This window comes from Streptomyces radicis, from assembly GCF_003626575.1.
In the GTDB taxonomy this organism is placed as follows: Bacteria; Actinomycetota; Actinomycetes; order Streptomycetales; family Streptomycetaceae; genus Streptomyces; species Streptomyces radicis.
This window is the reverse complement of the sequence record NZ_RBDY01000010.1, coordinates 19,341-31,948: the sequence shown is the minus strand read 5'-3', so window position 1 is coordinate 31,948 and position 12,608 is coordinate 19,341. Positions and strand designations below refer to the sequence as shown.

Annotated in this window: 10 protein-coding genes; 5 read left to right on the top strand and 5 right to left on the bottom strand. The window is 75.0% G+C overall.

Going from position 1 to position 12,608, the window contains the following annotated elements:
• The first annotated feature begins 49 nt into the window (after positions 1 to 49).
• On the top strand, positions 50 to 493 hold the full coding sequence (locus tag D7318_RS15405) for a hypothetical protein (RefSeq protein WP_120697676.1): 444 nt from the start codon (positions 50 to 52) through the stop codon (positions 491 to 493).
• Here D7318_RS15405 and D7318_RS15400 read toward each other — a convergent pair.
• Entirely contained in the window at positions 477 to 1,103 is a 627-nt protein-coding gene (locus D7318_RS15400; protein ID WP_183091430.1) for a class I SAM-dependent methyltransferase family protein, read from the bottom strand. The two genes, D7318_RS15405 and D7318_RS15400, sit on opposite strands and share 17 nt — an antisense overlap.
• Before the next feature lie 88 nt (positions 1,104 to 1,191).
• On the opposite strand from D7318_RS15400, the gene D7318_RS15395 reads away from it, so the two are divergent.
• Positions 1,192 to 2,052 carry a hypothetical protein gene (locus D7318_RS15395; RefSeq protein WP_120697675.1) on the top strand — a complete coding sequence of 287 codons (861 nt, stop codon included), beginning with the start codon at positions 1,192 to 1,194 and terminating at the stop codon, positions 2,050 to 2,052.
• Positions 2,053 to 2,312: 260 nt separating this feature from the next.
• On the opposite strand, the gene D7318_RS15390 is transcribed toward D7318_RS15395, so the two are convergent.
• Positions 2,313 to 3,566 (bottom strand): MFS transporter, encoded by a 1,254-nt coding sequence (locus D7318_RS15390; protein WP_120697674.1) that lies wholly within the window; start codon positions 3,564 to 3,566, stop codon positions 2,313 to 2,315.
• Between the two features lie 3 nt (positions 3,567 to 3,569).
• Positions 3,570 to 5,054 carry an MFS transporter gene (locus D7318_RS15385; protein WP_120697673.1) on the bottom strand — a complete coding sequence of 495 codons (1,485 nt, stop codon included), beginning with the start codon at positions 5,052 to 5,054 and terminating at the stop codon, positions 3,570 to 3,572.
• 202 nt (positions 5,055 to 5,256) lie between these two features.
• On the opposite strand from D7318_RS15385, the gene D7318_RS15380 reads away from it, so the two are divergent.
• On the top strand, positions 5,257 to 6,192 hold the full coding sequence (locus D7318_RS15380) for a lysylphosphatidylglycerol synthase transmembrane domain-containing protein (protein ID WP_120697672.1): 936 nt from the start codon (positions 5,257 to 5,259) through the stop codon (positions 6,190 to 6,192).
• A gap of 38 nt (positions 6,193 to 6,230) precedes the next feature.
• On the opposite strand, the gene D7318_RS15375 is transcribed toward D7318_RS15380, so the two are convergent.
• The gene (locus tag D7318_RS15375; protein ID WP_120697671.1) at positions 6,231 to 7,805 is read right to left on the bottom strand and encodes an alkaline phosphatase D family protein; all 1,575 of its coding nucleotides are present in this window, start codon (positions 7,803 to 7,805) and stop codon (positions 6,231 to 6,233) included.
• 204 nt (positions 7,806 to 8,009) lie between these two features.
• Between D7318_RS15375 and D7318_RS15370 the strand changes: the two genes are divergently transcribed.
• Complete coding sequence (locus D7318_RS15370) at positions 8,010 to 8,876, top strand: helix-turn-helix transcriptional regulator (RefSeq protein ID WP_120697670.1); 867 nt, start codon at positions 8,010 to 8,012, stop codon at positions 8,874 to 8,876.
• A gap of 40 nt (positions 8,877 to 8,916) precedes the next feature.
• Here D7318_RS15370 and D7318_RS15365 read toward each other — a convergent pair whose 3' ends face one another.
• On the bottom strand, positions 8,917 to 11,688 hold the full coding sequence (locus D7318_RS15365; RefSeq protein ID WP_120697669.1) for an AfsR/SARP family transcriptional regulator: 2,772 nt from the start codon (positions 11,686 to 11,688) through the stop codon (positions 8,917 to 8,919).
• 246 nt (positions 11,689 to 11,934) lie between these two features.
• Here D7318_RS15365 and D7318_RS15360 point away from each other — a divergent pair, with 246 nt between their 5' ends.
• Positions 11,935 to 12,519 carry a DNA polymerase ligase N-terminal domain-containing protein gene (locus D7318_RS15360; protein ID WP_120697668.1) on the top strand — a complete coding sequence of 195 codons (585 nt, stop codon included), beginning with the start codon at positions 11,935 to 11,937 and terminating at the stop codon, positions 12,517 to 12,519.
• The last annotated feature ends 89 nt before the right edge of the window (positions 12,520 to 12,608 follow it).

The following is a 12,608-nucleotide window of genomic DNA, read 5'->3' as shown; positions in this document are numbered from 1 at the left end:
CACCGACCTGGGTCTTCAGGCGCGCCCCGCGGGCGACGAAGCCTCAGCCATGAGGCCAGCCCACTTCCACGCCTACCACTGGCAGGGCGAGCGGCGCGTGTTCGACCAGGAGTCGGCACGGCGCCCCGGCACCCCGGAGTTCCTCACCAATCGCTGCACGCCCATGCGCCTCGCCGACTGGCTGCTGCGCCCGGCCACGTCGATCACCCGCACCTGCCAGGACGCGCCGGGGGCCGCCGCCTGGTTCCGCCGCGAGATGGCGCGCGCGGCGCCGGCGTTCGCCGTCGATCACGACCGCGCGACGGCGGAGCCGAGGGCCGCCGCGGCCGCCGACGCCCTCGCGCGCGGCCGTGACGTGCACGCGGGCTGGTATCTGCGCGGCACCGGCTTTCTGACCCTGGACGTGATCGCCTGCTCCCCGAACGCGACCGTTCCTGATCACCCCTGTCCGCTGACGCGGACGCAGGGCTACCCGGTCATGTCAGGAACGTGAACATCCGCGCCCCGGCCGCCAGCTCCTCCGGCTCGCCCGTGAAACGGTGGACGCCGACCCCGAAGCCCCGCTCCGGCTCGGTCAGCCAGACGCGTTCGAAGCCGCGCTCCTCGAACCAACGGCACACCCGCGGCACCAGATCCGGCTCCCTGCGGTGCCGCGTCCAGATCACCGAGCCGCCGCGCGCGCACAGCTGCGGGAGGAACCCGATGGCGCGCTCGACGTCCGCGTCCGTCACGTTGCCGAAGATCCCGCAGGCCAGCACCAGATCCGCCGGGACCATCCCCGCGTAACGGTCGGTCAGCGCCGCGTCGCCCGCCACGACCTCGACGTGCTCGCCGAGCCCGGCCTCGGCGACGCCGCGCCGCGCCTCCCCGACGTTGCGCGGGTCCAACTCCACGAGCCGCGCCGTGACATCGCTGCCCCGCGGGTGGTCGGGCAGCACCCCGAGCAGGTCGCGCCCCTGCCCGGCGCACAGGCTCACCACGCGCAACCGGCCGGGCGGCGCCACGTCCAGCGTGAGCGCGATCCACTCGCGGACGATCCGGAGCCGCCGCGCGAGATACGAGTCGGCATCGTCGTAATCCCCGTGCCACGCATGCCAGTCCATGCGCAGGACCCTACTGTGTACGGCTGTGATCACCCTTGCCCGAGGCGGACCGTTCCGTTGCGCTCTCGTCGTACGCACCGAGGACACGGTGGACGAGGCGCTGCTCGCCGCGCTCACCGCCGAGACCGGCCTGACCTTCCTGTTCATCGGCAACGGCGGCTTCGGCGGCGGTCCTGTCGCCGACGTGTACGCCTGCGGGACCGCGCTGCTGATCGAGACGTCGGACCCCGACACCGGCGTCAAGGCCCTGCTGGTGCGGGCCGATTCGGCGGAGCGCGCGGCGGCCGTCCGGGACGCGCTCGCGGCGGCGCTCGGCACGGTGTGGACCGAACGGGCCCTGCGCGCCCAGGTCGAGGCGTCGCTCCCCGAGGGCGCCGACCCCGGCCTGGTCGCCCTGGTGATGGCGGTCGGCGGCGCCGAGCCCGAGCCCGGGACGGCGGCGCTGCTGCGCAGGGCGCGCCGCGGCCTCGGGCGCGAGGTGCGGGAGGCCGCCAGGAACGCGGCGGCCGTCGCGGCGGAGCTCGCCCACGACCCCATGGTGGTGACCGGCCCGCCCGAGGCGGATCTCGAGGAGGTGCTGCGCCCGGCCGAGCCGGTGGACGGCGAGGAGGGCTGGGTCACGCTACGCCCCGGCGTCCAGGGGCGCGCGGTGCCGCGCCCGGTGACCTGGCTGCGCGCCCCCGAGGACGACGGGTTCGTCCACGGCTTCACCGTGGACCACGACTGGCTCATCAGCGTCGTCGGGCGCCTGGGCGAGGAGTGGTTCGAGGAGATATGGACCACACCCGACGGCCGCACGGCGCTGCACGAGGTGAACCACCCGGAGCTGTCCTGCCACCACCTCGCCGTCCACGGCGCCGACGCGGCAACGGTGGCCCGCCTGCTGACCGAGGCGGGCGCGAACCCCCTCGACGCCCCACCACGGGAGCTGCCCCGAACGGCGGCATAGCGCCGGGCGTGGCATCGAGTGACGTCGCGTGGCCGGGTCGGCTCTGACCGCGGCCGATCACCGGTCCTTGAGCCTGCGCAAGACCTCACAACTACTAGATCTCCCAGTGGAACTACTACCACTGCGCGTACTAGTAGATACCCGTAGGCCGAGGGCGAACTACTGGATCTACCAGTCCAACTACTAACATCCCATGGATGAGTAGACGTGGGCCCCGGCAGTCCCGGTGACCGTCCTCGCGCGTGGGGCGGCGCGGCGGGCTATCCGCGGGCCAGGTTCCTGATCGGCGGCACCGCCAGGAGGGCGGCGCACGACGCGAGCGATATCGCGCCGCCCGCGAGGAGGACCTCGTCCGCGCCCCACACGGCTGCCGCGGGGCCCGCCAGGGCCTGGCCGACCGGCATCATCACGATCGAGCCAGCCACCTCGTACGCGTGGATGCGGTTGAGGACCTGGCCGGGGACCTGGGTCTGGATGCTCGTCGCCCACATCACGCCCCAGAACGCCATCGCCGCGCCCGCCACCACGAAGCCCGCCGTGATCCACGCGACGCCGAGGTTCGCGCCGACCGTGGCGGGCTGGAGGAAGAAGCCGAACAGCGCGATCGCGCCCGCGCGCAGCGGGTGGCGCGGGCGGATCCGCATCGCGAGCAGGCCGCCGACGGCCATGCCGACGCCGAGGGCCGAGTTGACCAGGCCGTAGGCGCCCTCGCCGAACGCGTCGATGATCTCCGTGGCGGCCAGCGGGACCGAGGGACCCCACGCGCCGACCATCATCACCATCCAGATGACGATCACGCCCCACATCCACGGCCTCGCCGTGAACTCCCGCCAGCCCTCCGCCAGATCCGCGCGGAACGGCACCGCCGAGCGGCCAGGGCGGCGCGTCTCGCGCGAGCGCATCAGCAGCAGGCACACGCCGCTGACCAGGTACGTCCCCGCGTGGGCCACGAAGACGCCGCCCGCGGACGTGACGCCGACGAGCACCCCGGCCACCGCGGGCCCCAGGATGGCCATGCAGGACTCGGCCGTGCGGATCGCGCCGTTGGCGCCCTGCACGTCGGCCGCCACGCGCGGCACCGTGCTCGCCACGCCAGGCTGGAACATCGCCGCGCACACGCCGTTGACCGCGCCGATGGCGCACACCTGCCACAGGACCACATGGCCCGCGAGGAAGAGGCCCGCCATGAGCGCCTGCGTCAGCACCCGCACCGCGTCCGCGCCGATCATCAGGGCGCGCGCCTGGAAGCGGTCGGCGATGACGCCGCCGAAGACGACGAGGGCCGCGAAGCAGCCGGTGAACGACGCCATCGCCGCGCCCACCGCGGCCGCGCCGCCGCCGTGCCGCACCAGGCCCGCGGCCAGCGCGATCGGCAGCATCATGTCGCCGAGCTTGGCCACCGCCCGCGCCGTGAAGAACAGCCCGAACTCCCGTGACCACAGCCTCCCTGGTGCGGGTGGGCGCGTCGGCGTGACCTCCGCGGCCACGGACCGCCGAGCGGGTGACGTGGTCATGGCTCAACTATCGCCGCCGTTCCTGCCGCGCTCCAGCGGGGGGGCGTCCACCGCGCAGTGGTGGGCCCGCTCGGGCCGGTGCGTGCCCTCCTGCTCGAGGCGCCCCGGCATGGTGAGCGCCGAGAGCAGCGCGCCGACCAGCAGCAGCCCCGCGCAGATCAGCACGGCCTTGCCGAACGCCGCGTCCACGGCCGTCGCGTCGCGGTACTGGTCGGTCGAGAGGCCGATCAGCAGCGGCAGGGCGGCCACGGCGATCAACTGGGCGACGCGCGCGGCCGCGTTGTTCACGCCACTGGCCACCCCGGCGCGCCGGGTCTCGACCGAGGCCAGCACCGTCGCGGTCAGCGGGGCGACAAAAAGGCTCATCCCAAGCCCCTGGATGGTCACCGCGGGAAAGACATCGGTCCAGTACGAGCCACCCGGGTGCACACGGTGCAGCAGGACCAGGCCCACGGCGGCGATCAGCGGGCCCAGCGTCATGGGCAGCCGTGGCCCGATCCGCTGCGCCAGCGCGCCCGCGGGTCCCGAGAGCGCCGTCATCAGCAGCGTCACGGGCAGCGAGGCGGCGCCCGCGCGCAGGGCGTCGTAGCCGAGGCCGTTCTGGAGCTGGGTGGGCAGCAGGAAGAACACGCCGCCGATCGCGGCGTAGAGGCACAGCGTCACCAGGTTGGTCGCGGTGAAGAGCCGCGAGCGGAAGATCCCCAGCGGCAGCATGGGCCGCGGCGTGCGCCGTTCGCGCCACACGAACAGCGCGCCGAGCACGAGGCCGGCCCCCAGCGCCCAGAGCGCGGGCGCGTTGATGAGGGAGTAGGTCAGCCCGCCGAGCGCCAGCGCCGCGAGCACCGCGCCGAGCACGTCGAAGCGGCCCGACGCCTTCCAGTCGCGCGACTCGGGAACGCCCCTGGCCAGCCACAGCACGGCGACCGCGACGGGCACGTTGATGAAGAAGATCCACCGCCAGCCAGGACCGTCGACGAGCCAGCCGCCGAGCATCGGCCCGAACGCGATGGCCACCCCGCCGAGCCCCGACCACAGCCCGACGGCCTTGGCGCGCTCGTCCGGGTGGAACGTCGACTGGATCAGCGCGAGCGACCCCGGCGTGAGCAGCGCCCCGCCCACGCCCTGGAGCGCGCGGGCGGCGATGAGGGCGTTCCCGTCCGGGGCGATCCCGCACAGCACGGACGCGACGGTGAACGCCACGACGCCGAGCACGAAGATCCGGCGGCGGCCGTAGCGGTCGCCGAGGCCGCCGCCGAGGAGGATCAGCCCGGCGAGGGTGAGCATGTAGGAGTTGAGGATCCACTGGAGGTCGGCGATCGGCACGTCGAAGTCCCGGCCGATGCGCGGCAGCGCGACCGTGACGATCGTGCCGTCGAGCTGGGCCATGCCCGAGCCGAGCACGGCGCACAGCAGCACGCGCCGCCCGGCCCGCGAGCGGGTGATCAGCTCGCCGGGCCGCCGCCGGTCCTCCGCGGGGGAACGTGCCATGCCGCCATGATCGGCCGAGTCGGCCCGCGGGGCGCGTCGGCGGCGGCGAGGCGGGGGCGCGACGGGGGCGGCGAGGCGGGGGCGCGACGGGGGGCGCGACGCGCGGCGTGATGGCGGCCCGCCACCCGGGCGCAACCCTGCCGTCGCGGGGCCGCCCTCCCGGGGACGCCGGGGCGTTCCCCCGGCCCCTCATCCTGCTGCCATGCGACGGCTCCCCTGGCGGCAGATCTTCTGCGTGCTGCCGATCGCCGCCGTCGCGGTCTGGGTGACGCGGCACTGGTCGGTCATCGGCGGCGGCTTCGACGAGGTGCTCGCGGCCGACGGCGCATGGCTGCTCGCCGCCGTGGGCACGACGCTGCTCGGCTGGGTCGCCGTGTCGTTCGCGCGGCAGGGCACCGTGCTCGAGCGGCTGCCCGCGAAGCGGCTCGTGGTCACGCAGTTCGCGGCGGGCGCGGCCAACCACCTGCTGCCCTCGGGCATCGGCGCGGGCGCGGTCAACATCCGCTTCATGGCCAGGTGCGGCCTGCCGCCCGCCCGTTACTCCGCCGCGCTGGCGCTCTACTTCCTGGCCGAGGGCGTCGCCAGGGGCTCGCTGCTGCTGGCGCTGCTGTTGATCTTCCCCGAGGCGCTGCGCCTCGAGACGCTGCTGCCCGAGCGGATCGGGCTGCCGCTGATCGGCGCCTTCGCCCTCGCGCTGCTGGTGGCCGCGGTGGTGACCGTGCTCGCGGTGGCGCGCCTTCGGCGCCTGGTCGGCGGCTTCCTGCGCACCGCGCTCACCGACATCCGCTCGCTGCACGCCAGGCCGAGCCGCGTGCTCGCGCTGTGGGGCGGCTCGCTGGCGTTCCCCTTGCTCCAGGCGGCGGGGCTCGTGGCGGTGGCGTTCTCGATGGACCTCGGGGTGCCGGTGGGGCACCTCGCGCTCGCCTACATGGCGGCCACGGTGGTCGCGGCCGCGGTCCCTTCGCCCGGCGGGATCGGCTCGGTGGACGCGTCGCTCGTCATCGCGCTTGTCGCCGTCGGGGCCGCGGTGGGCGCCGCCACCTCCACCGTGCTCGCCTACCGCGTGATCACGGTGTGGCTGCCGCTCCTGCCTGGCGCCCTGGTGCTCGGCGCGCTGGTGCGGCGCAAGGTGGTGTGAACGGCGCCCGCCCCCATTAGGCGCACGCCCCCGGCGCGCTACTGCCCCACGCGCCCCGGCTGAAGCGTCCTGCTGAACAGCACGCGCCCGCCCACCTCGCGCAGGCTCACCGTCATCTCGCCGCTGCCGCCGTCGATGTCGACCTCGCCGAAGAACTGGTAGCCCTCGGCGGGCGACACGTTGGACGCCTCGGGCGCCTTCACGAAGACCCGCTCGGGCCCGAACGTCGCGTCCAGCGCGTTGGCCGGGAACGCGCCCGCGTTGAGCGGCCCGCTGACGAACTCCCAGAACGGCGCGAAGTCCGTGAACGCCGCCCGCTCGGGCTGGTAGTGCTGCGCCGACGTGTAGTGGACGTCCGCGGTCAGCCACACCGTGCCGGTGATCCGCCGGTGCTTGATGAACCGCAGCAGCTCCGCGATCTGGAGCTCGCGGCCGAGCGGCGCGCCAGGGTCGGCGTTGGCGATGGCCTCGATGTCGGCCGCGCCGTCGGGCACCACCAGGCCGATGGGCATGTCCGCGGCGATGACCTTCCACACCGCGCGGCTGCGGCGCAGCTCGTCCTTGAGCCACTCCAGCTGCTCACGGCCGAGGATGCCCTCCGGGTCGTCGGTCTGGCGGCCTGGGGAGTTGGCGTTGCGGAACGTCCGCATGTCGAGCACGAAGACGTCGAGCAGCGGCCCGTAGCGCACGACCCGGTGCACGCGCCCCTCGGTGCGCCCGCGCCCCCCGGCGCGCTGGAGCGTGGAGATGGGGAAGTACTCGCCGAACGCCTGCCGCGCGCGCCGGGCGAGCACGTCGACCGATGTCTCGGTGTAGCGGTCGTCGGCCAGGATCTCGCCGGGGTACCAGTTGTTGGTGACCTCGTGGTCGTCCCACTGCACGATGGACGGCACCTGGGCGTTGAAGCGGCGCAGGTTCTCGTCGAGCAGGTTGTAGCGGAAGTTGCCGCGGTACTCGGCGAGGGTCTCGGCGACCTTGTCCTTCTCGGGGACGGTGACGTTCCGGTAGGTCCGCCCGTCGGGCAGCGCGACGCTCGCGGCGAGGGGTCCGTCGGCGTAGATCGTGTCGCCGCTGAAGAGGAAGAAGTCGGGGTCGCGGCGGCGCATGTCGTCGAACGCCAGGAAGCCGCCGATCTCGGGGTTGATGCCCCAGCCCTGGCCCGCGAGGTCGCCCGACCACACGAACCGCACGTCGTCGCGCCGCCGGTCGGGCGCCGTGCGGAACGTCCCGGTCACCGGCTCGCCCGCGCGCCGCGGGTCGTCCGGGTCGGCGAGCAGCACCCGGTAGTGGATCTGCTCGCCCGCGGGCAGGCCGCGCAGCGGCACCGTGCCCGTGAAGTCGGTGCCCTCGCCGAGCAGCGGGCCGCGCCAGCGCGTCGCGTTCCGATACGACTCGGTGGGCGACGTCTCCACGATCATCCGCGCGGGGCGGTCCGACCGCACCCATACGAGGCCCGAGCTGTCGGTGACGTCCCCGACCTGCGTGCCCCACCGCGCCGCGGGCCGCCCCGACCGGGCGAACGCGGGCGGCGCGCCCACCACGAGACCTGTTCCGACCAGGGCCGCACCGCCCCGCAGGACCGCGCGCCTGCCGGGATTCCGCTGCTCCGCCATGACGAACCTCCACCGTTCCGATCGTTCGACGGGCCTTTCACGGGCCTTTCACGGGCGGCAGTATCGTCCGGGCCCCAGGGGCCCGAGGGGACCCGACACCGGAACAGCCGACGAACAGCGGGCCAACGTTTCCACAGCGCTTCCGCAACGCCCGTGCGCCAGGCTCGGCAGCCGCACGCCGGGAGAAACCGGGAGAGTTCAGCCATGCACCGCCTCGCCGCACGCGACTACGAGAACATGCTCGACCTGGCCGCCGCCGTCCTGCGCGGCGACGACACCGAGCCGAGCTGGCAGCCGCTGCTCGCCGAGCTGAGCCGCGGGCTGCACGCGCCCACCGTGGTGATGACCGAGGCCAGTTGGATACGGCAGGAGGGCACCGCGCGGGCGTGGACGCCGGGGCCCGCGCTGACCAGGGCGCGCATGGACGGGATCTCGGGGCGCATGATCGAGGCGGGGCACCCGTTCCTGCGCCACTACTGCACCCAGCTTGACACCGTGCCGCGCACCGCAGCCGACCTGATGGGCGGGAAGCGATGGCTCGGCAGCCGCACGCACGGCGTGACGCGCGAGGCGTTCGGGGCCGAGCACATCCTGGCCGTGCCGCTGCCAGGACCGCCTGGCGTGGCGCGGGGGTTCATCGTCTACCACGAGCGGGACGACTTCGCGGAGCGGGAACGCGCCTACGCGCGCCGGGTGCAGTCGCTCCTCGCGGCCATCGACGCGCACCGGCGCCACCTGGCGCGCTGGCGCGCGCGGGTCGAGTGTCCGGCGCGGGCCGACTGCCCCGCGCGGGGCGCGTGCTCCGCGCACGCGCACGACAACGCGCCCCTGCGCGCGGCCTCCCACGCCGCGAAGGACGCCGGGCTCACCCCGCGCGAGCTGGCCGTGCTGACGCTGCTCGCCGACTCGCTGCCCGCCACCGCCATAGGCCGCCGCCTGGGCATCTCCCACCGCACGGTGCACAAGCACATCCAGAACATCTACCGCAAGCTCGACGTCCCCGACCGGCTCTCCGCCGTGCTGCGCGCCCAGTCCACCGGGCTGCTCACCGCGCTCGGGCACCATGCCTGAGCGGCCGCGCTCGGGCACCATGCCTGAGCGGCCGCGCGCCTCAGCCCGGCGCGTGATCCTCCCGCAGCCGCGCGCGCGCCCCCTCGGCGTCCGCGTGCCCCAGCTCGTCGAGCACCGCGAGCGCCGCCCGCCACGACGCGCGCGCCGCCGCCAGGTCACCGGCCGCCCGCTGGCTGTCGCCGACCTGGAGCAGCGTGGCCCCCTCCCGGTAGCGGTCGCCGACCCTGCGGTAGAGCGGCAGCGCGTTCCGGTACCAGGCGATGGCCTCGCCGTGGCGGCCCAGATGGTGGTGCGCCAGGCCCAGGCTGTCCGAAGTGGCCGCCTGGCCATGGACGTTGCCCAGCTCCTCGTGCAGCCGCAGCGCCTCCTCGCAGTGCGCGACCGCGCCCTCGTGGTCGCCGAGCAGCGTCAGCAGCCAGCCCACGCCGTTGAGCGCCGAGGCCGTTCCCGAACGCTGGCCCGTGCGCCGGAACAGCGCCAGGCCGCGCTCGGTGTGCGCGAGCGACTCCCGCGTGCGCCCCTGCCTTTCGAGCACCCAGCCCAGCATGTGGTGCGTGCGGGCCTGCCCGATCTCGTCGCCCAGCTCCTCGTAGAGCGCCAGCGCGCGCAGCGGATGCCCCCGCGCCTCCTCGTCCCGGCCGAGCCGCACCGCCGCGCGGGCCAGCCCCTGGTGGGCGTGGGCCGCGCCAAGCCGGTCCCCGGCCCGTTCCGCGGCGGCGAGCGCCACCTCCTGCACGGCCCGCTGGTCGTGCCAGTGGCCCTTGAGGTCGAGGAAGTCGCCCAGCGCCCAGGCCAGTTGCCACGCGTGGGCCGCGTGCCCCGCCTCGGCCGCGCGCCGGGCAGCCGCCATCAGCACCGCGTGCTCCGCGGTGAGCCAGGCGGTCGCCTCCTCGTGCGTCTCCGGCACGACAGGGGTGGTGCAGGGCGCGGGCGCCACCGGCTCGATCGGCTGCCGCTGCGGATAGAACCGCAGCGCCGCGGCGTGCGCCGAGCGCACACAGTGGTCGAGAACGCGCCGCAGCGCCGCCTCCCGCTCCCCCGGCGGATCCACCTCACGCGCGCGCTCGGCCGCGTAGGCGCGCAGCAGGTCGTGGAACGTCCAACGCCCCGGCACGGGCTCGGAGATGAGGTGCGCCCTGGCCAGCTCGGCCAGCGGCGCCCGCACCTCGGCGGGCGGCAGCCCGGCGAGCGAGGCGGCCGCCGCCCGCCCGATGTCGGGCCCAGGGGCCAGGGCGAGCAGCCGGAACAGCCGCGCCGCGCCCGGGCTCAGCGTGCCGTACGACCACGAGAACACCGCCCGCGGATTCGCCGCCGACTCCCCCGCGTCCAGCGCGTCGAGCCGCGTCGCGTCCTCCCGCAGCTCCTCCGCGAGCACCGAGAGCGGAAACCCTGGCCGCATCGCCGCCCGCGCCGCCACGACGGCCAGCGCGAGCGGCAACCCGGCGCAGCGGCCGACGAGTTCGGCCAGCGCCGCCTCCTGGCCCGCCACCGCGATCCCCCGGTCCGCCAGGTGCCTGGTCAACAGCCGGAGCGCCGCGTCCCCTTCGAGCACCTCCAGCGGAACGGGCCGCGCGCCGTGCCCCGTGACGAGACCGGCCAGCTGATGCCTGCTCGTCACCAGCACCGCGCACGTCGAGCCCCCGGGCAGCAGCGGCTCCACCTGCGCGGAGTCCCTGGCGTTGTCCAGCACGACCAGCATCCGCCGGTCGGCCACGAGCCCCCGGTAGAGCGCGGCCTGCGCGTCCAGGTCCGCGGGGACGACCGCGGGGTCGACCCCGAGGGCGTCGAGGAACGTCCGCACCGCGGCCCCCGAGGGCAGCGGCGTCCCCGACGGGTCGAAGCCGCGGAGGTTCACATACAACTGCCCGTCGGGGAAGGCGCGTTGGTTCCGGTGCGCCCAGTGCAGCGCCAGCCAGCTCTTGCCGACGCCGCCCGAGCCGCCGATCGCCGCGACGGCACCGGCCGCCACGGCGGCGTCGAGCACGGCGAGCTCGCGCTCCCGCCCGCTGAACGAGCCGGGCGGTGCGGGCAGTTGGCGCGGCTGCGGCAGCCTGGCCGGAATGGGCGGGGGCGGGGGCGCCTCGGCGGCGCCCAGGATGTCCCGGTGCTGCGCGCGCAGCGTGGGCGACGGGTCGGCGCCCAACTCCTCGGCCAGCCGCCGCCGTAGCCGCTCGTACCGCTCGAGCGCGTCCGCCTGTCGACCGGCGCGGTACAGCGCGAGGATCAGCTGCCCGGCCAGCCGCTCGTCCAGCGGGTGCTCGGCGGCCAGGGCCTCGGCCTCGGGCAACAGCGCGGCGTGCTCGCCCCGTTCGAGCAGCAGATCGTGGTGGTCCAGCGTCGCCACCAGGCGCTCGGTGGCCAGCCGGTGCCGCACGCCCATGGCCCACGGCGTGTCGAGGCCCGCCAGCGCCTCGCCCTCCCACAGCGCCAGCGCCTCCCGGTACAGCGCGTCCCGCTCCCCGGCGTCCGCCACGGCCCGCGCCCGCGCGAGCAGCGCCCTGAACCGCCGTATGTCCACGGCCTGTTCGTCCGTCTCCAGCACATAGCCGCCGCCGCGCCGCCCGATCGCGCAGCCCGGCACCTCGGCCAGCGCGGACCGCAGGCGCGAGACATGGCTGCGCAGCGTTCCCGAGGCCTGCCGGGGCGCGTCCTCGCCCCACACCCGGTCCACCAGCCGGTCGGCGACGACCACGGCGTTCACATCGGCGAGCAACGCCGCCAGCACCCACCGCTGCCTGGCGGGCCCCACCTCGACCGGCCGCCCGTCCACCCGCGCGCCCACGGGGCCGAGCAGCCTGAACTCAACGCGCATGCCGCAGGCTAACAAGGCGCCCGACCGGCCCCGCACGCGCGCGCAGGCCCCGGCCGGGGTCTTCGCGAACACCCGGCCGGGGCGCGCTCCGTGCATACCGTAAGCGCTTGTCATAACGGAGGGAAAGGGTGGGTGGGGGCGGGGCGGCCACCGGCGAACACCACCGGACCCTCCGTAGCCGCCGGGCCGCCGGGGCGCCCGCGAGGGCCGCCGCTCCGGATGCGAGCCCCCCGCAGGGGTGCCAGCATGGGAAACGTGACCAAGCGCCAGCGTGACCCGCTCGCGGAGTACCGGAGCAAGCGGGACTTCGACGCCACCGCCGAGCCGGGCGGCGGGCGGGAGCCGCGTGGCGGGGAGCCGCGTTTCGTCGTGCAGCTCCACGACGCCAGCAGCATGCACTTCGACTTCCGCCTCGAGGCCGACGGCGTGCTCAAGTCGTGGGCCGTGCCCAAGGGGCCATCGACCGACCCGCACGACAAGCGGCTCGCGATGCCGACCGAGGACCACCCGCTGGAGTACCGCGACTTCGAGGGCGTCATCGGCGAGGGCCAGTACGGCGCCGGGACCGTGATCATCTGGGACGAGGGGACGTACCGGCACGACGGCGACCGCTCGGTCGCCGAGGACCTGGGGCGCGGTCACCTCTCGTTCGACCTCAACGGCCGCAAGCTGCACGGGGGTTACGCGCTCACCCGGTTCCGCAAGGGCGCCTGGCTGCTGGTCAAGCGGGACGACGCGCGCGCCTCGGGCGAGGGGACGCCTGATCCGGCCCGCGCGAGGTCCGCCCGCACCGGGCGGACCCTGCGCCAGGTGGCCGACGACGCTCGGTGACGGCCATGGGCCGCCGCCAAAGGTACTGAGCGCGTAACGATCACCCACACCCCCTTTTCACCCGGTTCACACAGAAGGTGGAATGAGAC